This window comes from Rhodococcus sp. 05-2254-5, assembly GCF_002258575.1.
Taxonomy (GTDB): domain Bacteria; phylum Actinomycetota; class Actinomycetes; order Mycobacteriales; family Mycobacteriaceae; genus Rhodococcoides; species Rhodococcoides fascians.
The window spans coordinates 102221-122965 of sequence record NZ_NOZG01000026.1; the positions used below are offsets into that span (position 1 = coordinate 102221).

General features: G+C 64.7%; 21 protein-coding genes and 1 tRNA gene. 9 read left to right on the forward strand and 13 right to left on the reverse strand.

Features of this window, described 5'->3' with window-relative positions:
- Positions 1 to 72 precede the first annotated feature (72 nt).
- On the forward strand, positions 73 to 384 hold the full coding sequence (locus CH278_RS16280) for a hypothetical protein (protein ID WP_094622389.1): 312 nt from the start codon (positions 73 to 75) through the stop codon (positions 382 to 384).
- 153 nt (positions 385 to 537) lie between these two features.
- Entirely contained in the window at positions 538 to 858 is a 321-nt protein-coding gene (locus CH278_RS27635) for a WhiB family transcriptional regulator (RefSeq protein ID WP_027496555.1), read from the forward strand.
- Between the two features lie 34 nt (positions 859 to 892).
- Here CH278_RS27635 and CH278_RS16290 read toward each other — a convergent pair whose 3' ends face one another.
- The 3 genes from CH278_RS16290 to CH278_RS16300 all read right to left on the reverse strand — a co-directional run bounded on the left by CH278_RS16290 (position 893) and on the right by CH278_RS16300 (position 4713).
- Entirely contained in the window at positions 893 to 2203 is a 1311-nt protein-coding gene (locus CH278_RS16290) for an ABC1 kinase family protein (protein ID WP_032366327.1), read from the reverse strand.
- A 95-nt stretch (positions 2204 to 2298) separates the two neighbouring features.
- Positions 2299 to 3186 (reverse strand): hypothetical protein, encoded by an 888-nt coding sequence (locus CH278_RS16295; RefSeq protein WP_032366558.1) that lies wholly within the window; start codon positions 3184 to 3186, stop codon positions 2299 to 2301.
- A gap of 123 nt (positions 3187 to 3309) precedes the next feature.
- The gene (locus CH278_RS16300) at positions 3310 to 4713 is read right to left on the reverse strand and encodes a zinc-dependent metalloprotease (protein ID WP_094622390.1); all 1404 of its coding nucleotides are present in this window, start codon (positions 4711 to 4713) and stop codon (positions 3310 to 3312) included.
- Positions 4714 to 4857: 144 nt separating this feature from the next.
- On the opposite strand from CH278_RS16300, the gene CH278_RS16305 reads away from it, so the two are divergent.
- A complete protein-coding gene (locus CH278_RS16305; RefSeq protein WP_032387460.1) occupies positions 4858 to 5883 on the forward strand; it encodes a YlbL family protein in 1026 nt (341 codons plus the stop codon).
- A 15-nt stretch (positions 5884 to 5898) separates the two neighbouring features.
- On the opposite strand, the gene CH278_RS16310 is transcribed toward CH278_RS16305, so the two are convergent.
- Positions 5899 to 6465, reverse strand: coding sequence for a PPA1309 family protein (locus tag CH278_RS16310; RefSeq protein ID WP_094622505.1), 567 nt, complete (start codon positions 6463 to 6465; stop codon positions 5899 to 5901).
- Positions 6466 to 6753: 288 nt separating this feature from the next.
- Between CH278_RS16310 and CH278_RS16315 the strand changes: the two genes are divergently transcribed.
- Positions 6754 to 9714 carry a UPF0182 family protein gene (locus tag CH278_RS16315; RefSeq protein ID WP_176457866.1) on the forward strand — a complete coding sequence of 987 codons (2961 nt, stop codon included), beginning with the start codon at positions 6754 to 6756 and terminating at the stop codon, positions 9712 to 9714.
- A 142-nt stretch (positions 9715 to 9856) separates the two neighbouring features.
- On the opposite strand, the gene CH278_RS16320 is transcribed toward CH278_RS16315, so the two are convergent.
- Positions 9857 to 10426 carry a transglycosylase family protein gene (locus tag CH278_RS16320; RefSeq protein WP_032366329.1) on the reverse strand — a complete coding sequence of 190 codons (570 nt, stop codon included), beginning with the start codon at positions 10424 to 10426 and terminating at the stop codon, positions 9857 to 9859.
- A 501-nt stretch (positions 10427 to 10927) separates the two neighbouring features.
- On the opposite strand from CH278_RS16320, the gene CH278_RS16325 reads away from it, so the two are divergent.
- Both CH278_RS16325 and CH278_RS16330 read left to right on the forward strand, forming a co-directional pair.
- Positions 10928 to 11004: transfer RNA gene (locus CH278_RS16325), tRNA-Met, on the forward strand.
- Between the two features lie 106 nt (positions 11005 to 11110).
- Entirely contained in the window at positions 11111 to 11623 is a 513-nt protein-coding gene (locus CH278_RS16330) for a putative immunity protein (protein ID WP_027496562.1), read from the forward strand.
- Positions 11624 to 11625: 2 nt separating this feature from the next.
- Here CH278_RS16330 and CH278_RS16335 read toward each other — a convergent pair whose 3' ends face one another.
- Together CH278_RS16335 and CH278_RS16340 are read right to left on the reverse strand one after the other, a co-directional pair.
- Positions 11626 to 12246: a hypothetical protein gene (locus CH278_RS16335; RefSeq protein ID WP_218828718.1), complete on the reverse strand. Its 621-nt coding sequence runs from the start codon at positions 12244 to 12246 to the stop codon at positions 11626 to 11628.
- A gap of 5 nt (positions 12247 to 12251) precedes the next feature.
- On the reverse strand, positions 12252 to 12440 hold the full coding sequence (locus CH278_RS16340; protein ID WP_032366331.1) for a hypothetical protein: 189 nt from the start codon (positions 12438 to 12440) through the stop codon (positions 12252 to 12254).
- A gap of 73 nt (positions 12441 to 12513) precedes the next feature.
- On the opposite strand from CH278_RS16340, the gene CH278_RS16345 reads away from it, so the two are divergent.
- Entirely contained in the window at positions 12514 to 13053 is a 540-nt protein-coding gene (locus tag CH278_RS16345) for a GNAT family N-acetyltransferase (RefSeq protein ID WP_032366563.1), read from the forward strand.
- Here the strand turns inward: CH278_RS16345 and CH278_RS16350 are convergent.
- The 4 genes from CH278_RS16350 to CH278_RS16365 all read right to left on the reverse strand — a co-directional run bounded on the left by CH278_RS16350 (position 13026) and on the right by CH278_RS16365 (position 17526).
- Complete coding sequence (locus CH278_RS16350) at positions 13026 to 14306, reverse strand: RNA polymerase sigma factor (RefSeq protein WP_256991859.1); 1281 nt, start codon at positions 14304 to 14306, stop codon at positions 13026 to 13028. The two genes, CH278_RS16345 and CH278_RS16350, sit on opposite strands and share 28 nt — an antisense overlap.
- Positions 14307 to 14322: 16 nt before the next feature.
- Positions 14323 to 14667 carry a YciI family protein gene (locus CH278_RS16355; protein WP_032370934.1) on the reverse strand — a complete coding sequence of 115 codons (345 nt, stop codon included), beginning with the start codon at positions 14665 to 14667 and terminating at the stop codon, positions 14323 to 14325.
- Between the two features lie 184 nt (positions 14668 to 14851).
- A complete protein-coding gene (locus CH278_RS16360) occupies positions 14852 to 16072 on the reverse strand; it encodes an acyl-CoA dehydrogenase family protein (protein WP_032366333.1) in 1221 nt (406 codons plus the stop codon).
- 44 nt (positions 16073 to 16116) lie between these two features.
- The gene (locus CH278_RS16365) at positions 16117 to 17526 is read right to left on the reverse strand and encodes an acyl-CoA dehydrogenase family protein (protein ID WP_032366564.1); all 1410 of its coding nucleotides are present in this window, start codon (positions 17524 to 17526) and stop codon (positions 16117 to 16119) included.
- A 144-nt stretch (positions 17527 to 17670) separates the two neighbouring features.
- Here CH278_RS16365 and CH278_RS16370 point away from each other — a divergent pair, with 144 nt between their 5' ends.
- A complete protein-coding gene (locus CH278_RS16370) occupies positions 17671 to 18039 on the forward strand; it encodes a DUF1304 domain-containing protein (RefSeq protein WP_027496568.1) in 369 nt (122 codons plus the stop codon).
- Positions 18040 to 18084: 45 nt separating this feature from the next.
- On the opposite strand, the gene CH278_RS16375 is transcribed toward CH278_RS16370, so the two are convergent.
- Together CH278_RS16375 and CH278_RS16380 are read right to left on the reverse strand one after the other, a co-directional pair.
- Positions 18085 to 18876 (reverse strand): inositol monophosphatase family protein, encoded by a 792-nt coding sequence (locus tag CH278_RS16375; protein WP_094622392.1) that lies wholly within the window; start codon positions 18874 to 18876, stop codon positions 18085 to 18087.
- Positions 18877 to 18935: 59 nt separating this feature from the next.
- Positions 18936 to 19427 carry a beta-class carbonic anhydrase gene (locus tag CH278_RS16380; RefSeq protein ID WP_027496570.1) on the reverse strand — a complete coding sequence of 164 codons (492 nt, stop codon included), beginning with the start codon at positions 19425 to 19427 and terminating at the stop codon, positions 18936 to 18938.
- 202 nt (positions 19428 to 19629) lie between these two features.
- Here CH278_RS16380 and prfB point away from each other — a divergent pair, with 202 nt between their 5' ends.
- The gene (gene prfB, locus CH278_RS16385) at positions 19630 to 20742 is read left to right on the forward strand and encodes a peptide chain release factor 2 (protein WP_027496571.1); all 1113 of its coding nucleotides are present in this window, start codon (positions 19630 to 19632) and stop codon (positions 20740 to 20742) included.
- Positions 20743 to 20745: the final 3 nt, after the last annotated feature.

The following is a 20745-nucleotide window of genomic DNA, read 5'->3' on the forward strand; positions in this document are numbered from 1 at the left end:
TCTGTTTCTCGTGTCGCGGGAGACCGCACACTGCCCAGTCCGCCCACGAGACCAGAACAGGAGCTGAAGAACATGATCGACACATTCGACATCGCCGGTGCAAGAGCAACCGTCGTGCTCAGCCCTGTCTGCGGTGCAACGCCCTTCGGCGATGCGCTGGTCGGTACGCCCGCTGCTGCGGCCGTATCCGCCGGCTCGGTTGCGCAGACGTGGATTCGTCCCACCGCTTTCGGCCCGATGCACCAGTCCGCATCGGAAGCCCTCGGGTCGAATTCCGCCCCCGGCGTCCTGGCGTTGGCAGCACCCGCTGTGTACACCCATCGACGTCACCGCGCACCACGCGCGTCCGTGTTCGACAGCAGATACCGACTTCACTGTAGGTAGACGCTTCGATTTGCCCACCAGGCCACGGACCCGCACTCGCGGACCGTGGCCTTTGTCGTTCAGGTAGATCCTCTACCCGAGCGTGAGGCCGACATGGTTCGCATCACCCCTCGAACCGATAACGACGCCGCACGAAAAGTAGAGGAGACCGACGTGTCAACCGCCACGATCCGGACGACATGCCGACCAGAGTCCGAAAGCACCTACGCAGCAACAAGTTTCGCCGAATCGGCGGAGCTCGAGCTGTCGGTGCCTTGCCGAGCGGCGAACCCCGACATGTGGTTCGCCGACACCCCTGCCGAATTGGAGCAGGCCAAGGCGCTGTGCGCCGAATGCCCCATCCGCCGAACCTGTCTCAGCGCCGCATTGGATCGCGCCGAGCCATGGGGCGTATGGGGTGGCGAGATCCTGGAACAGGGTGTTGTCATCGCACGCAAGCGTCCTCGCGGACGGCCACGTAAGAACGCGGCATGAAGCTCGATCCGGAGGTCCGGCTTCACCGAGTGATTCACTCGGTGAAGCCGGGCAACCATTCCGTCAGAATTGCCATGTACGGCGCATAGGCGTCGAGCTGCGCGCAGATTCCCACCAGGCCGCCCAGTACCCGGAAGATCATCACGTACTCCGGCGGCATGTTCAGCGAACGAACGGTGCGGAACTGTGCGCTGTTGAAATCGGCTGCGGTGCCTGCCGCTTTCTGCAGCCACGCCCGAGTGAAGTGAAACGACTCGGTGTGAATCGGGTCTGTGAACGGGCGAAGGTAATCGGCAATTTCCTTCTCCGTCACCGTGCGACCCGGCACCACGAAGCCACTTTCGGTGCACAGTTCGACCAGTTCGTCGAACTTGTCGTCACGAGCGAGTGCGACCATCCGGCCGAGGACCGGAGGCAGGCCGTCGGGCATCGGAGCACATGCCCCGAAATCGATGACGCCCATTCGGCCGTCGTCGAGCATCATGAAGTTTCCCGGATGTGGGTCCGCGTGCAACAACTTCGCGCGTGCGGGAGACTCGAACGCGAACCGCGCGAGTAGTTCGCCGGCTCGATTACGCTCGTCCGCAGTTCCGTGCGCGATCACATCGGCCAGGGGTCTGCCCGTCATCCATTCGCTCACAACCACTTTCGGGGCGCTGGCGACGATCTTGGGTACCGCGAACCGAGGATCGCCCGCGAATTCCTTGCTGAAGGCGCGCTGATTGGCTGCCTCGATGCGGTAGTCGAGCTCGTCCTCGGTGCGCGCCGTCAGCTCTTCGAGCACGGGCTTGACGTCCGTACCGGCGAGCACCGTGCTGAACAGATTCGCGAAACGAGACAGAGTCTTGAGGTCCGACCGCAAGGCGTCGTCCGCACCCGGATACTGGATCTTGACCGCGACGTCGCGCCCGTCCGCCCACGTGGCTCGGTGGACCTGGCCGATGCTGGCCGAGGCGATTGCGGTGTCGTCGAAACTCTCGAACCGTGATCGCCACGCCGTACCCAGTTGTTGATCGAGTACGCGATGCACTGTCTTGGCCGGCATGGGCGGGCCCTGAGCCTGCAGCTTCGTCAGTGCCTCACGGTAGGGCTCCGAATACTCCTCGGGGACGGCGGCTTCCATCACCGACAGCATCTGACCGAGCTTCATGGCCCCGCCTTTGAGCTCTCCGAGGACGGAGAAGAGTTGCTCGGCTGCTTTGGCGGCCATGTCCGCGTCGATCTCGTCGCGGTTTCCGCCGGCGAGCTTCTTTCCGAAGCCCATCGCGGCACGTCCGGCCATTCCCAGGGGAATGCTGGCTAGTTTCGCGGTACGAGTGGATCCACGGCGCGGTATGTCTGACACAGCTCCATCATGGCTGAACCTTCCGACAAATGCTCGGACCGGTGAAACCGTGGCCTCGACTGCCGAGGTGGGCGGGTGGTCGAGTGACCGTGTCGTCAGTACCAGCAATCGCAATGCGGATGTCGCGTCCACTGTCTTTTGTGCACGGACGTACCGGTTGCCGCGAAACTCAGCTCCATCGTGCAGTCGGTGGTTTCGGGCATCGTTCCGTCCGTGCGATCGATGAGGGTCTCGAGTTGCGCGAACGCGAACGCCGCCGTGGCCAACACCGTGGCGGTACTCGCCTGGCCCACCGTGCCGAGCAGATGTGCGGACAGATGCGGCCACTCCGGATCGAGATCACAGCGGGTGAGATCGGCGCAGCGCAGGCAACTCGTCTGTCCGGGCACCACGAACGGGCCGACGATTCCTTTCCCGTCCCGCAGTCGCACCTGCAGGTGCGGGATCCTTTTCCGCACCAGATCGGTCACCAGACGAGGCTCGGCGACGAGGTCGTCGGTAAGCACGACCACGTCGTACTGCCACGAGTTCACGGCGAGGTGCGGATAGCGTGTCGGGGTCAGGCTCGTTCTGGTCACCGCGACACCGGTGCGCCGCAACCCGGCGGTCAGCGCATCCGAGAGCGGCCCGCGGCCCACGAGATGCACGGAACGAATGTCGCGCAGTTCACTCGACGGAGCGTCCGCGTTGCTCGCCGCCGGGCCACTCGTGCCGTGCACGAGCAGGCCGGAATCGTCCAATTCGGCGAGCATCGACGACACTCGGTTCGCGGACAAACCTAACGTCATTGCGTGACAGACGATGTGAGGCCTGGAACGTCCTGCCGCGAGAAGCCGCAGGATCTCGAGTATCGAGCCCGGTTCCGCACCGGGAGGGGGAGTGACGACGACGCTGGTCTCGGGGCTCCACCCCAGTTGAACGGTTCCGTCCCGTCGCGGCAGGATGGCCACCGCGGGATCGAGTCGAACGGTCGATGTGATCATGAACCACACTGTGACACTCGGTCCGACGGCAAACGCCCGCTCGAAGCACGTTATCCACAGGGGAAAATGGGCTTCGAGCAGGCGTTCGACGGGGCCGACGGCATTGGTGTGCGCCGTCCGGGTTCAGGGTGTGGAAGAGCCTTTGTCCGGATGGTCGTCGCCGTCCTCCGAGGCGTCGTCCGTGCCGTGTTCCGCTCGTTCGGCGGCCTCCTTTGCCTCCATCGCCTCGAGTTGCGCGATGGGGTCGTCGAAGCTGGAGGTGCCGCCGCCGACGACTCGATCGATGAACGCCGCCGGATTGTCCAGGTCGGATGCGTCGGGCAGGAGATCCGGGTGTGCCCACACCCCGTCGCGGCCCTCCACGTCCGCGGCAGCCAGTAGTTGGCGCCACAGATCCGCGGCCTCGCGCACCTTGCGGGGACGCAACTCGAGACCGACCAACGTCGCGAACGTCTGCTCTGCCGGGCCGCCGGAGGCGCGGCGACGGCGAATGGTCTCGGCGAGGGCAACCGCGCCGGGGAGACGGTCGCCGAGTGCGGCCGTGACCACGGTCTCCACCCAGCCCTCCACCAGCGCCAGCAACGTTTCGAGACGTTCGAGAGCGTGCTTCTGCTCGGGTGTGGTCTGCGGCTCGAACGAACCCTGCTGCAGCAGCGCTTCGATCTTCGACGGATCCGTCAGCGCCGACGGGTCGAGCCCGGCAGCGGCTTCCTCGATTGCCGAGAAATCCATGCGGATGCCGCGAGCATATTCCTCGACAGTGGCGAGAACTCGCTGGCGCAGCCACGGGACATGGCTGTACAGCCGCTGGTGTGCAGCCTCGCGGGCGGCCAGGAACACCAGCACCTCACGCTCGGGCTGTTCGAGACCTTCGCTGAACGACGCGATCGCCGACGGTAGCAACGCGGCGGTGCCCGACGGGCCGAGCGGGAGACCGATGTCGGTGGAGGTGAGAACTTCCTTCGACAGTTGGCCCAGTGCCTGACCGAGTTGCGAGCCGAACGCCATTCCGCCCATCTGGGTCAGCATGCCCATCATCGGTCCGGCCATGTGCTGAGCCTCCGGCGGTAACCCGGAGGTCCACATGCCCGAAATCTGCTCGGCGACCGGATCGCACAGCCGCTTCCAGGTGTCGATGGTGTTGTCGAGCCAGTCGACCGGCGTCCACGCTGCAGTCTTGGTGGCACCGGCAGGCAATGTGGTGGCACCGTCCAGCCAGAGCTCGGCGAGGTGGGCGGCCTCGGTGATGGCCTCACGCTCCCCGGCCGACACCGGGCTGAAATCGCCCATCTGCTGTCGGGCCAATTGCTTGGCGAGGTCGTAATTGACCGGTCCGGCCGACGATCCGCCCGACCCCGCGGCACCCATGCCGCTGAGCATCTGGCCGAACTGGGTGAGCATCTGGCCCAGTTGTGCAGGGTCGAAGCCCTCGGCCCCGAACCCGAAACCGGCGGGGTTACCCGACCCGTCCGGATCCTTCTTCTTGTCCGGGTCGTCGTCGGAAGCACCGAAACCAAAATTGCTCATGGCTCAACGGTACAAGCCATGAGCACTCGGAGCGCGAAAGATCGTCACGCTGACGGCGAACAGAACGGCTTCGTCGCATCGTGCGTCGGGCTCCGGCAGGGGCGGTATCCACGCCGCCGCACGTTCGGATCTAGTGTCTACCGAGTGAACCGAAGGATCGCCACACTCGTCGCAGCGCTGGTACCGGTCGTGGTGCTGGGCGTCACCGGCTCGGTCGTCACCGTTCCGTTCGCGGCACTCGGCCCCGGGCCGACCTACAACACTCTCGGTGACGTCGACGGCGTGCCCGTAGTCCAGATCGATGGCACCGACGTCGACCCCACCGCAGGCCATCTGAACATGACGACGGTGGCCGTGCGGGATCAGCTCAATCTTTTCGAGGCTCTCGGGTTCTGGGCCAGTGGGCGTCAGGGACTGGTCCCTCGTGAGGAGGTGTACCCACCGGACAAGTCGAAAGAGGAAGTGCAGGAAGGTAATCAGGCCGATTTCGAGCAATCGGAATCCAGTGCCGAACTCGCCGCTCTGCATCACCTCGACCTCCCTGTGTCACTGTCGGTGACGAGCGTGGCCCAGGACGGCCCCGCCGCAGGCGTGCTGAACATCGGAGACACTCTGGTTGCGGTGGGCGGCACCCCCGTCTCGACGGCAGGCGCGGTTCGCGAGGCCGTCAGCGCCAAGGCACCCGGCGATTCGCTCGACATCGACTACGTGCGTGATGGTGCCCCTCGTACGGGTTCCGTTGTGCTCGGGGCCAGGCCGGACGACCCGTCCAAGGGATATCTCGGTGTGACGCCCGAGGAGCAGCCCGACGTTCCGTTCGACGTGAAGTTCAATCTCGCCGACGTCGGTGGTCCGTCCGCCGGCTTGATGTTCAGCCTCGCGGTGGTGGACAAACTGAGTCCCGGCGAGCTGAGCAACGGCGAATTCGTGGCGGGAACCGGCACGATCGACGCAGCGGGAACGGTCGGCCCCATCGGCGGTATTCCCTACAAGCTGATAGCAGCTCGCGAGGCAGGGGCCACCACGTTCCTGGTGCCCGACGCCAATTGTGGTGAGGCGCAACAGAATGTGCCCGACGGTCTGCGTTTGGTGCGAGTCGAATCGCTGGACAACGCGATCGACTCGCTCCGAGCGATCGGGTCGGGCGAAGACGTTCCGACGTGTAGCTGACCCGCTCGGTCGTATTTACTCGTCGTCGACCACATCGAACGTCGAGTACAGACCGTGGACGACGTTGGGTGCCAGGTCCTCGGCGATGCGAAGGTCGATGGGAGCGAACGGATCGGCGTCCTCGTCCGGATGCAGTTGCAACAACGTCAACGACGGCCCGTCCTTGAGCACTGCCACGATCAGCCGCGCGTCACGCTTCTCGGGATGGTTCTCGGCGGCCGATCGCGCCGCGTTGTCGGCCGCGTCGGGATCTGCGAGACGCGGCATCAGCGCATCGTCGAGTGCCGACTCCGCCGCCGGGGGGAGTACGACGATCTCCTGGACGAGTGCGCATCCCACGACGCCCTCGGGCCACGTCGACGTGGCGAGGAATTCGTCGAGGGCGGGGGAGCCGCCGGTGATGTCCTCGGGCAACGAATGCTGCTGGATCGGTGTGAGTGCAGCACCGTCGGCCAGATCGTCGAGCAGGCCGGGTTCTGCCGCGGCGAGGGCAGCGGTGGGCACCAGCGCGAACATCTGGGGCGACTGGCCCCACCCGCCCGCGTCGACGAAGTCCGCCACCTCACGCGCGCACCGAGCCAATGCCTCGGCGACGCCGGGTCCGCCCGACTCGGGGTCGAAGTCGTCTCCGAAATGTTCCTGGCCGGGCAGTCCGTCACTGTCGTTGCTCACCGCACTATCCTCGCATCCGAATGGTTCCACGAATGTCGATGCTCCTGACCTGCGGTCCGGCGGGGCCGCAGTACGGGCGTCACAGCCGTAGGATCAACGTACGTACAGTAGGGCGAAACGGACATGCGGCGCACGCGAGGTGCGCCGTGACAGTCATCTGCGGCGCCATCGGCGTCGCCCGAAGTTGGAGTGTGGCACGTGGGCATGAGGCCCCCCACCGGTATGCCGTCGTTGTCGCGGCGAAGCCGGATCTTGCTCGTATTGGCCTTGGTAGTAGCAGCTTTGCTGCTCATCGGTCCGCGGTTGATCGATATCTACACGAACTGGTTGTGGTTCGGAGAAGTCGACTTCCGCGGCGTCTACACCACCACTCTGTTGACCCGGTTGGTGATCTTCCTCGTCGTCTCGGTCGTCGTCGGGCTCATCGTCTTCGGCGCGCTGGTCGTCGCGTACCGCAATCGCCCGGTGTTCGTTCCAGTGGCCGGACCCAACGATCCGATCGCTCGATACCGCACCACGGTGATGAGCCGATTGCGGTTGTTCGGCATCGGAATCCCGGTCGTGTTCGGTTTCCTGTCCGGCATGATCGCGCAGACGAACTGGGTCACCGTGCAGCTGTTCCTGCATGGCGGCGACTTCGGCCAGACCGACCCGCAGTTCGGCCTGGACGTCGGGTTCTACTCGTTCGATCTGCCGTTCTACCGCTTCATCCTGAACTGGCTGTTCGTTGCCATCCTGGTTGCATTCTTCGCAAATCTGGTGACGCAGTACGTCTTCGGCGGCATTCGTCTCGCCGGCCGAGAAGGAGCGCTCACTCGCGCGGCGCGGATTCAGCTCGCTGTGCTGGCCGGCACCTTCGTCCTGCTCAAGGCAATCGCCTACTGGTTCGATCGATACACGTTGTTGTCGAGTAGTCGCAAGGAGCCGACGTTCACCGGTGCCAGCTTCACCGACATCAACGCGGTGCTGCCCGCGAAGCTGATTCTGTTGGCCATCGCAGTCATCTGCGCGATTGCCTTCTTTGCGGCCATCTTCCTTCGTGACCTCAGAATCCCCGCCTTGGCCACAGCCCTGTTGGTGTTGTCGTCGATCCTGATCGGTGCCGTCTGGCCGCTGGTGATGGAGCAGTTCTCGGTTCGTCCGAACGCGGCCGACAAGGAGAGCACGTACATCGAGCGCAACATCGCGGCAACGAGGTCTGCGTACGGCTTGACCGATGACGTGGTCTCGTACCGCGACTATTCGGGTGAAGCGTCGTTGAGCCCGAGCGAAGTGGCATCGGAGTCGGCCACGATGTCGAACATCCGGTTGCTCGATCCGAACATCCTTGCGCCGACATTCACTCAGCAGCGTCAGATCCGTAACTTCTACGGTTTCCCCGACACACTGGCCGTCGACCGCTACCCGGACGCGGACGGCAACCTCCGCGACTACGTCGTCGCCGCGCGTGAGATCTCACCGCAGACTCTCGACGCGAACCAGCGTGACTGGATCAACCGCCACACCGTGTTCACTCACGGAAACGGCTTCGTTGCTGCTCCTGCCAACTCCGTCGACGAGGCTGTCGCCGACGAGTCCAGCGGCGGGCGTGGTGGTTATCCCAACTACCAGGTGAACTGGATCGAGAACAACGCCGAGGGAACCGTGCGTAAGGACGGCCCAGGTGACCTCGATCAGCCGCGCATCTACTTCGGCCCGGTCATCGCGAATTCCGACGCCGACTACTCCATCGTCGGCTCGGCCGGCGAACCCCGTGAGTACGACACGGACAGCAAGAGCTACTCCTACACCGGTGCAGCGGGTGTCGACGTCGGCAACTTCTTCAACCGACTCGTGTTCGCGAGCAAGTACGCCGAGCGCAACATCCTGTTCTCGAGTGTGATCGGTGACGAATCGAAGATTCTGTTCAACCGTGATCCCCGAGACCGCGTGCAGAAGGTCGCGCCCTGGCTCACCACCGACGGTTCGACGTACCCGGCGATCGTCGACGGCAAGCTCGTCTGGATCATCGACGGCTACACAACGCTGGACAACTTCCCGTATGCCCAGCGGATGTCGCTCGAGGATGCCACTGCCGACAGCATCGAGTCGACGACGACGCGCGCACTGCCGAGCCGGGAAGTCTCGTACATCCGGAACTCGGTCAAGGCCACCGTCGACGCCTACGACGGCACTGTCAAGCTGTACGAGCAGGACGAGAACGACCCGGTGCTCAAGGCATGGGAAGGCGTGTTCCCCGGAACGGTCATCCCCAAGAGCGAGGTGTCTCCGGAATTGCGGGATCACTTCCGGTACCCGGAGGACCTGTTCAAGGTTCAGCGTGAACTGCTGACGAAATACCACGTCAACGATCCGCGAGAGTTCTTCACCAACAACGCGTTCTGGGAGGTTCCGACCGACCCGACCGCGGAGAACACTGCCGCCAAGCAGCCTCCGTACTACGTCGTCGCGTCCGATATCTCCAACGAGGAGAACCAGGCCTCGTTCCAGCTGACCAGTGCGCTGGTGGGGTATCGCCGAGAAGTGCTGGGCGCGTATGTCAGCGCGGATTCGGATCCGGAGAACTACGGCAAGATCACCGTGCTGAGGCTGCCGACCGATACGTCCACTCAGGGCCCGAATCAGGTACAGAACCAGATGACGACCACGACGGACGTCTCCGAAAGCCTCGGCATCGTGCGCCGGGAGAACACTGTCGAGTTCGGCAATCTTCTGACCCTGCCCGTGGGCAACGGCGGTCTGATCTATGTGGAGCCGGTGTACGCCTCGCGCACCAACGAGGCGTCGGCGTACCCGCAGTTGATCCGGGTGTTGGTCTCGTACGAGGGTCGTGTCGGTTACGCCGCCACGCTGCCCGAGGCCATCGAGCAGGTATTCGGGGCCGGTGCCGGACGGACCGTCACGGCGCCGGGGGAGACCGACGGCAGTACCCAGCCGGGTGCCGTACCCGAGACGACCCCGTCCGAGGGCGGTTCGACGCCGGCGAATCCGGCTCCGTCCACCGGTGGGTCGACCACCAGGGACGCCGCTGTCACCGGGTTGAACGACGCACTCTCCGCCGTGCGCACTGCACAGCAGAGCGGCAACCTGGCGCAGCTCGGCACCGCGCTGGAGAACCTGCAGACGGCTGTCGACGCGTACAACCGGGCCGGTAGCTGATCGGCACGGTTTCACCGGGCTGACAGAAACGACAGAGCCGCCTCACCGAATCGGTGAGGCGGCTCTGTCGTTGTTCGCTACACCGGATGCGCTGGGCATCGCGGCGAGCGGAACGAGGCAGTTCTAGCGAACTGCCGGTGAATCAGCGTCCGATGGGCGCGAGCACAGGAGCGTTCGCAGCAACGAAGTGCTGGAACTGGGTGCTCAGGCCGTACTGGTCGGCGAGCTTGGATGCTGCATCGAATGCGCCCTGAGCGGCCTGTGCGGCTGCTGCGGCCTCGGGTGCGACGGCAGGCGCGGGGGCAGGTGCCGGAGCCGGAGCTGCCTGGGGAGCCGGTGCCGGTGCCGCTTCGGGCTCGGCTGCCGATGTACCGGTGGTCAGCTGCTGACCGCAGACGGGCCATGCGCCCGGTCCCTGGCTCTGCAGGGTGTTCTCCGCGACGCGGATCTGCTCGGCCTTGGAGGCGTTGGCCGGGGATCCGGTTCCGCCGTTGGCCGTCCAGGTGCTCTGCGAGAACTGCAGGCCGCCGTAGTAGCCGTTTCCGGTGTTGATGCTCCAGTTGCCACCGCTCTCGCACTGTGCGACGCCGTCCCAGTTGTGGGGGGCTGCGTTGGCGGTTCCGGCAGAAACGCCGAGCGGAATGGCGACGGCTGCGCCGGCGATGGCGGCCAATCCGAGTGCGCGCTTACCGAAGTTGTTCTGAGTGGTCATGCGGGGTGAATCCTCTCCGCGCTCGACTGGCGCGACTGGCCTGCGAATCGTTACGCCGGTGGTGATGGCGATGACGACCAGGCACTTCGTATCGTCGCGGCTCTGCCCCCGTACGTATTGGGGACCACACCCGCGGGGCAGAGCGAAAGAAGCGGCGGGGTGGTGCAAGCCCAGCGGTTTAGGGCCGTCCGTGAAGGTAGTCGAGGATTCACTCACCGTCACTGAGCGGATATGGGATGCGACCCGTCCACATAGTGGGATCGGCCCCCCTGTTCGTGCAGCTCGAGCCGCATTGTGGCGGGAATGTTTCACCTTCGTGACCCGACCGTTATGTGACTCGAAACACGCAAGAAAAGAGACCCGGAGCACTATTTAGAGGGGCTGCGAACGTGCTGTTCGGGTCGGCTCGGCCGCGCGTCGAGCATGATCGACTGGACCGAGCACCCCGTGGTCACGTGATTTGCATTCGTCGTACACGCAGGGGTAACTTCGTAGATGCAACGCGGGGTGGAGCAGCTCGGTAGCTCGCTGGGCTCATAACCCAGAGGTCGCAGGTTCAAATCCTGTCCCCGCTACCACTCGAAAAAGCCCGAGACCATACGGTCTCGGGCTTTTTTGTGCTCTGATAGCCACCGTGCAATCACGTTGGACTGCCCGATGCCCGTGCGAAGAGGGCGACCGAGGATGATCCTGCCCGCTGTTCGAGATCCCCGGCTCGTCACCGCCCGGCGCGGGGGACTGCTGTCCGATGACGATCATCGGGCCCTGGCACTCTGGGCTGCTGCCTGTGCCGAACACGTGCTGCCCCTGTTCGAGAGCTCGGTTCCGTCGGACGCCAGACCGCGGGAAGCCATCGACGGGATCGGCGCGTGGGTACGCGGTGAGCTGCCGATGATGGAGACCCGCGCCCTCGGCGGACACGCGATGGGCGCAGCGCGTCCCCTTCGCGGAGCGGCTCGATTCGCCGCCTACGCCGCAGGTCAGGCCGCATGCGTGGCGCACGTGGCCGAACACGACCTCGGAGCAGCGGCATACGCCATCAAGGCAGTTCGAGCTGCGGCACCGTCGTCGAGCGCAGCCGCCGCGGCGTATGCGGAAAATGAGTGGCAGAGGGAACAGCTGCCGGACAGCGTGCGGGCTCTGGTGTTGGAGGACCAGCACAGGAGAAACAGCATCTGCTGGTACGTGTTCGAGTAGATCTACAGAACCGTGACCGTGAAGGACTGGGTGTCGACGACCAGAGCACGAAGATCGTGCGGCCTCAGCTGATCTGCGGCGAGCAGTGACGTATCGGGACGAAACCGGATCGTGGTACCGGTCCGATCCGTAGGGGCAGTCGACACCAATTCGGTGACGGGCAACCCGTGCTGGTATCGACGGGTCCACGAGCCCTCACTGCGACGGTTGGTGTGCTCGAGCACCTCCGACAGCGCTGCGACAGTCGACATTCCGCGGCGGGCATGTCCGTCCGCCAACAGCACTGGCTCCAGCCGGTCGAAGAAGCGAACATCTGCAGTGCTCACAACGGGCTTGCGAATTGCGAGTCCGCGGTCTAACCGTGTGTCGGTACCTCGTCCGAGGTCCGTTACATCGATCGTGCCGTCCGAGTCGAACGTGATGGTCGCGTGACCGCCTCCCTGATCCTCGGCTTCGTCCACCGCATACGCGAGGACTTCGAGAATTAGGTGCAGCACTCCACCCGGCGCGTACTCACCGGAGCGGCTTCTGATGTGCGAGAGGTGATCTCGATCGACGTCCATCGACCAGTCGTGCGTCGTGGTGGACCAAGTGCTCCGACCGGACACGGAGGGGTCGGGCACCGACGTCAGTCCGAGACCTGCTCCCGTGCATCGTCACTGGTGACGATGTCATCGTCGTCGGTGGTCGCAGCATCCTCCGGCTCGTCTGCGGTGAGGTCGACGGTGTCCGCGCCCTCGAGAGCCGTCAGTTCCTGTTCAGCCTCTGCGATGAGGCCCTTGGCATTCTCTTCGACCTTCTTGATCCACTCGGCCATGACTGTCACCCTTCGCTCGATCGTCTACCACCGGTCTACCAGACTCGAGCCCTCTAGGATCATCGGTGTGCGAATGAAGACCCCACGACTGGTTCTCGACGAGCCTGCAGATGCGGATCTCGACGCGCTGTACGAGATCTGCAGTGATCCGCAGTCGTGGACACACTTTCCGGGCTTGCGGCACACCGATATCGGTACGACCGAACGTATGGTGCAGAACTGGACTGCGCAATGGCGTCGAGATGGATTGAGTACGTGGATCGTTCGTGAGCACGGCAGCGACATGATCAGCGGCTACGGCGGGTGTTCCATCCGACAGAATGCCTTCTGGAATCTCGGCTACCGTCTCCATCCCGACGCGCAAGGTAAGGGGTACGCCGCAGAGATGAGTCGAACCGCAGTCGAGTGCGCGTACCGAACTCGGCCCGAAATGCCGGTCGTGGCATATCTTCTCGAACACAACCTCTCCTCCGCTCGCGTGGCAGAGCGCGCCGGCCTGAAGCTGGTATCCCGTGGACCCGATATCGGCAACCCCGATCCCGAGGCCATCCGACTGGTGTACGCAGACCGACCGCTGACGGCCGATCAGGTGGATGCTGTGCTGTCCGCCTGATCCCGTGCGTCGGCAACCTCGGCCAGTCGTCTTCTCAGCAAACGCTTCTCCGGTGCCGTTCGCGCGAAATCCAGTGCTCTCCGGTAGTGCACGGCGGCCTCGTCCATCCGGCCCAGTCGGTGCAGCAGATCGGCTTTCGCCATCGCGAACGGGTGGTACCGGCGCAGGGCCGGCTCAGCGGCGATGGCGTCCAACAACTCGAGCCCGGCCTCGGGCCCTTCGGTCATTGCGACGCCGACGGCCCGGTTGAGCGCGACCACCGGTGATGGTGTGAGTGCCATCAACACGTCGTACAGAGCCACGATCTGAGGCCAGTCCGTGCTCGCGGCGTCAGCAGCCTCGTCGTGTAATGCCGCGATGGCGGCCTGAACGGAGTACGGGCCGGCCGGCCCGCGGGTCAGGGCCTCGCTCACGAGTTCCGTTCCCTCGGCGATGAACGCGGCATTCCATACGTGCCGGTCCTGATCGGCCAACAGCACGATCTCGCCGTGTTCGTCGATCCGGGCGCGGCGTCTGGCGTCGGTCAGCAACATCAGCGCCAGCAAGCCGGTCACCTCGGACGTGCCCGGCAGAGCCGCGTGCAGAACTCTGCCCATACCGATCGCTTCGTTCGAGAGATCGACGCGTCCGACTCCATCGCCGGATGTCGCCGAGTACCCCTCGGTGAAGATGGAGTAGACGACCTCGAGCACCATGGGCACTCTTTCCGCCAGCTCGTCCGGTCCCGGAACGCGAAACGGAATGCGACCCGTGCGAATCTTGTTCTTGGCCCGCACTATTCGCTGTGCAGCCGTGGCAGGAGGGATGAGCAGTGCGCGCGCCACCTCTGCTGTGGACAGACCCGCGAGACACCTCAGCGTCAGGGCGAGTCGGTCCTGGGCAGCAAGAGCCGGGTGGGAGCACGTGAAGAACAACTGGAGGCGATCGTCGGGCACACGATCGTCGAGCGCATTCGAGCCGGACGGGTTGTCGCGGTCCGAGTCGATCTGCAGTACGGCGATTTTCGCAGCCAGTGTCTCATCGCGTCGGAGGCGGTCGACTGCCTTGCGCCGGGCTGTGGTGAGCAACCAGGCCCCTGGCTTGGCCGGTATGCCATCGATCGGCCAATGCTTCAGAGCCGCCTCGATGGCATCCGACGTCACCTCCTCGGCGAGGTCGAGGTCACGGTAGCGCTGCACCAACGACGCGAGCAGCATCGAGCGCTCGGCACGGAAGACCGATCCGATCGTTCGACTGACCTCGACCTCGCTCACCGAACGATCCCGCGCGTCAGAATTCTGCGAGCGGGCGCACGACGACGGTGCCGCCGTCCTTGGAGCCGGGGCAGCGGGCCGCCCACTCGAGCGCGGCATCGAGGTCGGGAACGTCGATGACGTCGTAACCCCCGAGTACCTCGTGCGACTCGGCATACGGGCCGTCCGTGACGGTCCGTTCGCCCGTGTTCGGATCGACGCGTACCGCGGTAGCAGTGGTCAAGTCGGCCAGCGCGTGCCCGGCAACGTAGACCCCGGCCTCCTTCAGTTCCTTCTCGTACGTCATCCAGTCCTCCACACTGCTGCAGCCGGGTGCAGCACCGGGGGAGGTGTCGGCGTTGATCAACAGGATGTACTTCATGGTGCGCTCCCTCGTTCGGTACCTCGGTGTCGCGGCGCGATTCGCCGTACACGAAGACGACGATCGAGACATCACGATATCGACACCGACCCTCGACATTTCTTCGAAGCGCACGAAAGCGGCACCGGACGCACAGTCCGGTGCCGCTTGTCGATCATGTGCCGAGTCGATGACGAGCCACTGCTTACTTCAGCTCGGCCGAGGACTTTCCGAGTACGCGACGGGCGACGATCAGCTGCTGGATCTGCTGCGTGCCCTCGAAGATGTCGAGAATCTTGGAGTCACGGCTCCACTTCTCGAGCAGCGGGCGCTCGGAGTAGCCGTAGGTACCGGCCAACTCGACTGCTTTGAGGGTGATGTCGACTGCGGAGCGTCCGGCCTTCGCCTTCGACATCGACGCCTGCAGCGAGTTGGGCTCCTTGTTGTCGGCCATCCATGCCGCGCGCAATGCGAGCAGGTGCGCGGCTTCCCAGTCTGCTTCGAGTCGCAGGAACTCTGCGGCCGCCGCGTGCTGGTTGTAGGCGGGAGTCTCGTACGAGATGTCGACTCCGGCATCGACCAGGATCGACCGCAACTCTTCCAGTGCGGCACGGGCGACGCCGATTGCCATTCCAGCAACCAGAGGGCGAGTGTTGTCGAACGTCTGCATGACGCCCGCGAAGCCCTTTTCGACGTTGACCTCGGCGGTGCCGAGCAGGTTGTCTTTCGGGATGCGGCAATCCTCGAGCAGCAGGGCTGCGGTGTCGGACGCCTTGATGCCCAGCTTGTGCTCGAGGCGGGCAACCGACAGGCCCGGGGCGTCACGCGGGACGACGAACGACTTGATGGCTGCGCGGCCGAGAGACTTGTCGACCGTTGCCCACACCACGATGTGGGTGGAACGCTCACCGGCGGTGACGTAGATCTTCTCGCCGTTGAGCACCCACTCGTCGCCGTCGAGGACAGCGGTGGTGGTGACTGCCGCGGAGTCCGAGCCGAAGCTGGGCTCGGTGATGGCCATCGAAGCCCACACCTTGCCGAAGCGCTCGAGCTGCTCGTCGGTGGAGACCGCGGCGATAGCGGAGTTGCCGAGTCCCTGGTACGGGATCGACAGCGTGAGGCCGACGTCGCCCCAGCAGGTTTCGATGACGTTCACCAGAGCGGACATGTTGCCGCCGTTGGAGTTGGCGGTCTTGCTGGGCTTGGCCGACTCGCTGTCCTTCTCGCGGCCACCGGCCGCTCCGCCGATTTCGCCACCGGCGTCGGACATGCCTTCGACCATGGACGCCATGGTGTCGAGCTCCACCGGGTACTCGTGCTCGGCGAGGTCGTACTTGCGAGAGATGGGGCGGAAGATCTCGGCAGCGACCTGGTGGGCCTGATTCGCCTGCGCCCGAAGCTTCTTGGGAAGTTCAAGATTGATCATCGTGTGTGTCCTTGGGTGAGTGCCATGGAATTCGGGTCGGCGAGCTAGATGAGAACGATGCCTTCGGCGACGCCGACGGACCGTAGATCGCGGTACCAGCGCTCGACCGGGTGTTCCTTGGTGAAGCCGTGTCCACCGAGCAACTGCACACCGTCGGAGCCGATCTGCATTCCCTTCTCGGACGCCAGGCGGCGTGCGAGGGCCGATTCACGAGTGAACGACAGTCCCTGCTCGGCGCGAGACGCGCCACGCAGCGTGACCAACCGCATGCCGTCGAGCTCGATGGCGATGTTGGCGACCATGAAGGCCACGGCCTGGCGGTTACTGATCGGCTCGCCGAACGCAACGCGCTCGTTGACGTACGGAACGACGTAGTCGAGTACGGCCTGGCTCGTACCGACGGCCAAGGAGGCCCAGCCCAGACGGGCCAAACCGATGGCGGCGCTGTACTCGGCGGCGCGCTGGTCGGCGTCACCATCACCGAGCAGAGCCGACTCGGGCACTGCCACGTCGGTGAGGATCAGGCGACCCAGGCCCGCGGCGCGCAGACCCATGCTCGGATCCGCTTCGACGACGAGGCCCTTGGAGTCGGACTCGACGATGAAGAAAGTCGGGCGACCTTCGAGTTCCGCCGCGATGACGAACAGCTCCGAGCTGCCGGCCGCGGGTACGAGGCTCTTGACTCCGTTGAGCTTGTATCCGCTGGGCGAGCGCACCGCCTTGGTCTGCAGCGCGTACGGATCGAACAGTGCGCGGGGCTCGTTGACGACCACTGCTGCGTTCGGCACCTTCTCGCCGACGAATGCCGGAAGGTACGTCTTCTGCTGCGCATCCGTTCCCCACTGAGTGAGGGCGACAGCGACACCGCTGGGCGCGAGGATAGGCAGGGCCAGGCCCATATCGCCGTGGGCGAGAGCCTCGGCGACGAGGGAGTTGGTGACCGCACCGCGCTCGCTGGCGGCACCGTCGAGCTCCTCGGGGACGTTGATCAGCGTGATGCCGAGTTCGGCGGATCGGCGGACCAGGTCCTCGGGCGAGGAGGCGTTGTGATCGGCCTCGAAGGCGGCCGGCCGGAGGATCTCCTCGGCGAACTCCTTGACCGTTTCGACGATCATGCGCTGCTCGTCGTCGGGGGTCAGGTCGAAGTAGCTCAGGTTCTTCGCGGCACCGTCGTCGAGACGCTTGGGCTTGCCGCCTCCGGTGACCTTGGCGAACGTACGGTTGGCAGCGCCGAGAGTCTTGAAACCGGTTTTGGTGCTCTCGTACGTGACGCGGTCGATCGTCTGTCGGAGGTTGTACTTCTCCGCCAGTTCGGACCCGGTGATGGCCGTCAGAACGCGCATGGCGGTTCCGATCGCATCTCTCTTGAACGGGTTGAGGCCAACCGCAGAAGTATCGCGGGGCACCTTGGGGGCCTTCGCGTCGACCACACTGTCTTGCTTGCTCATGATCACCAGTTCCTCGGCGTCGGGCACGGACTTCACAGATCTTACTCCCGAGTAAGTTAGCTGTCTACTGTCGAGTAAGTACTGGTGGCGCACGACACCGTGGCGGGTCTTTCGTATCCTGCGTCGTACCGATGTGACAGGCTGTTTCCCGTGCATCCGATAGCTCAGGTCTTCGCCGCCCTCGCCGCGGTACTCCATGTCGCCATCTTCGTCATGGAAAGCGTGCTCTGGTCCAAGCCGGCCGTGTGGGCGAAGTTCGGTGTCGCCAGTCAGAACGACGCAGACATCACCAAACCGATGGCCTTCAATCAGGGGTTCTACAACCTGTTTCTCGGCATCGGCATCGTGGTCGGCCTCATCGTGGGCGGTTCGGCCGGCGACGCGATCGTCTACTTCGCATGCGCCAGCATCGTCGGCGCGGCTCTGGTGCTCGCCACCGGCGGAGCGAAGTACTTCCGGCCCGCGTTCGTGCAGGGAATCACTCCGCTCCTGGCCCTGGTTCTGGCCGCAGTCCTCTGACGCCTCGCTGTTCTCACCGTCCGTCTCCGGTGAGTGCCGACCGATTCACGCAGCGGGGGAGAGGCGGCCGAGGACGTCCTGGTGCAGCAGCCCGTTCGTGGCTACCGCGCTCCCGCCGTGCGGCCCGACGCGTCCATCGAGCGAGGTGAAGGTCCCGCCCGCCTCGCGCACCAGAACATCGAGTGCCGCCAGATCCCACAGGGAGACCTCCGGCTCGGCGGCGATGTCGAGGGCTCCTTCGGCGAGCAGGCAGTAGGAGAAGAAGTCGCCGTAGGCGCGGACTCGCCACACGTCATCGGTCAGTCCGATGAAGCGGTCTCTCGTTCCGAGGTCGGCCCAGCCGGACAGGCTGGAGAAGCTCAGACTCGACGCGGAAAGTGAGTCGACTTTCGACACGTTGATTCGACGGGCGGTTTCGTCGCCGACGCTCGTCCACGATCCCAGCTGGTCGGCGGCCCACCATCGGCGATGCAGCGCCGGGGCGCTGACCACTCCGACTGCGGGGACGCCGTCCTCGAGCAGCGCGATCAGCGTTGCCCACACGGGTACGCCGCGCACGAAGTTCTTGGTGCCGTCGATCGGATCGACGACCCATTGGCGGCCGCTGAACGTAGCCGTGCCACCGAACTCCTCGCCGAGCAGAGCATCGTCGGGACGCTCCGAACCGAGCTCCGCCCGAATCATCGTTTCCACGGCCAGGTCTGCGTCGCTGACCGGTGTGAGATCCGGCTTCGAGTCCACCGTCAGGTCCATGGCGAGGAATCGTCCACGAGTGATGACGTCGGCTTCGTCGGCGAGCCGGAGGGCGAGATGCAGATCGGCAGAGTAGTCGGTCACCGCAGAAGACTATCGCCGCGCACGGGCCTGCTCGTACGCGGCAATATGGGTGGCCGGGCCTATCCGGTGACTTCGTTCAACTTTCCGGTGGCAACATCGAAGACGAACCCGCGCAGCGACTCGTGCTTCGTGACGAACGGGCTGAGCTCGATGCGCGCCAAGGACTGCCGAACGTCGCGGTTCAGATCCGGGAACGACTCGGCAGCCCAGTTGGGCTTCAGACCGGTCTCCTCCTGGAGGTCGTTCTTGAACTCGTCGTCGGTGAACGTGAGCATGCCGCAATCGGTGTGGTGGATCAGGATGATCTCCTTGGTGCCGAGCAGCCGCTGGCTGATGGCCAGTGAACGAATCTCGTCGTCGGTGATCACCCCACCTGCATTGCGGATCACGTGTGCTTCCCCGTCTGCCAGGCCGAGAATCCGGTAGACGTCGAGCCGGGCGTCCATGCACGCGACCACCGCGACGTGCTTCGACGGCGGCAGCGGTAGAGGGCCGTCGAACTGGGCGGCGTATGCCTTGTTGTTCTCGAGGTACTGGTCGGTGACGGTCATACGAGACTCCTGTGTCCATCGAATGTCGCTGGCACCGTGCGGCGGCAGTGATGTCGACGTGCGCATATGTCGACGCGTCGAAAGCTAACAGCGGACGAGGTGCCCGAACAGGGTTCGAATCAGCACGGTTCGAACCCCTGGATGAGCATGCGTCTTCGGGGGCGGTCGGGGACGGGTTCGTGTGCCGGTAACCTTGACTCTCGTGCATCCCGACGTTTCTGCAGACCTCGCCGAGCTCGACACCACTCTGTCCACAGTCGAGTCCGTTCTCGACGTCGAGGAGCTGCGGCGACGCATCGACGAGCTGGAACATCAGGCCGCCTCACCCGACCTGTGGAACGACCAGGAACACGCTCAGCAGGTGACCAGTCAGCTCTCCCATGCGCAGGCCGAACTGCGCCGCGTCGAGGAGCTCCGGCAGCGGCTCGAGGACATGCCGGTTCTGTACGAGTTGGCCGAGGGCGAAGAGGGCGAGGCCGCCGCGTCCGCCACCGCTGACGCCGACGCCGAACGCGCCTCGCTCCGAGAGGACATCGCTGCCATGGAAGTTCGAACTCTGCTGTCCGGTGAGTACGACGCCCGCGACGCCCTTGTGAACATTCGCTCCGGTGCCGGCGGAATCGACGCCGCCGACTGGGCGGAAATGCTCATGCGCATGTACATCCGCTGGGCGGAGAAGCACGGGTACGGCGTCGAGGTCTACGACACGTCCTACGCCGAAGAGGCCGGAATCAAGAGCGCGACGTTCGCCGTCAAGGCCCCGTACACCTACGGAACGTTGTCGGTCGAGCAAGGCACGCACCGGCTCGTCCGGATCAGCCCGTTCGACAACCAGGGTCGACGCCAGACGTCGTTCGCGGAGGTCGAGGTGCTTCCGGTCGTCGAGACCACCGACCACATCGAAATCCCCGAGAACGACATTCGGGTCGACGTCTATCGCTCGTCCGGGCCAGGTGGGCAGTCGGTCAACACCACCGACTCCGCCGTCCGGTTGACGCATATTCCGACCGGAATCGTCGTGACCTGCCAGAACGAGAAGTCGCAGCTGCAGAACAAGGTGTCGGCCATGCGCGTGCTGCAGGCCAAGCTGCTCGAGGTCAAGCGCAAGGAAGAGCGGGCCGAGATGGACGCGCTCAAGGGTGACGGCGGCAGCTCCTGGGGTAATCAGATGCGCTCGTACGTGCTGCACCCGTACCAGATGGTCAAAGATTTGCGTACCGAGTACGAGGTCAACAATCCGTCTACTGTTCTCGATGGAGACATCGACGGCTTCCTGGAATCGGGAATTCGCTGGCGAATGCGAGGGGAGCAGTAACCG

Coding starts and splice junctions, on each gene's coding strand:
- CH278_RS16280 (WP_094622389.1), top strand. CDS start 73: ATGATCGACACATTCGACATCGCCGGTGCAAGAGCAACCGTCGTGCTC.
- CH278_RS16295 (WP_032366558.1), bottom strand. CDS start 3,186: ATGATCACATCGACCGTTCGACTCGATCCCGCGGTGGCCATCCTGCCG.
- CH278_RS16300 (WP_094622390.1), bottom strand. CDS start 4,713: ATGAGCAATTTTGGTTTCGGTGCTTCCGACGACGACCCGGACAAGAAG.
- CH278_RS16320 (WP_032366329.1), bottom strand. CDS start 10,426: ATGACCACTCAGAACAACTTCGGTAAGCGCGCACTCGGATTGGCCGCC.
- CH278_RS16330 (WP_027496562.1), top strand. CDS start 11,111: ATGATCCTGCCCGCTGTTCGAGATCCCCGGCTCGTCACCGCCCGGCGC.
- CH278_RS16340 (WP_032366331.1), bottom strand. CDS start 12,440: ATGGCCGAGTGGATCAAGAAGGTCGAAGAGAATGCCAAGGGCCTCATC.
- CH278_RS16345 (WP_032366563.1), top strand. CDS start 12,514: ATGAAGACCCCACGACTGGTTCTCGACGAGCCTGCAGATGCGGATCTC.
- CH278_RS16355 (WP_032370934.1), bottom strand. CDS start 14,667: ATGAAGTACATCCTGTTGATCAACGCCGACACCTCCCCCGGTGCTGCA.
- CH278_RS16360 (WP_032366333.1), bottom strand. CDS start 16,072: ATGATCAATCTTGAACTTCCCAAGAAGCTTCGGGCGCAGGCGAATCAG.
- CH278_RS16380 (WP_027496570.1), bottom strand. CDS start 19,427: ATGACCGTCACCGACCAGTACCTCGAGAACAACAAGGCATACGCCGCC.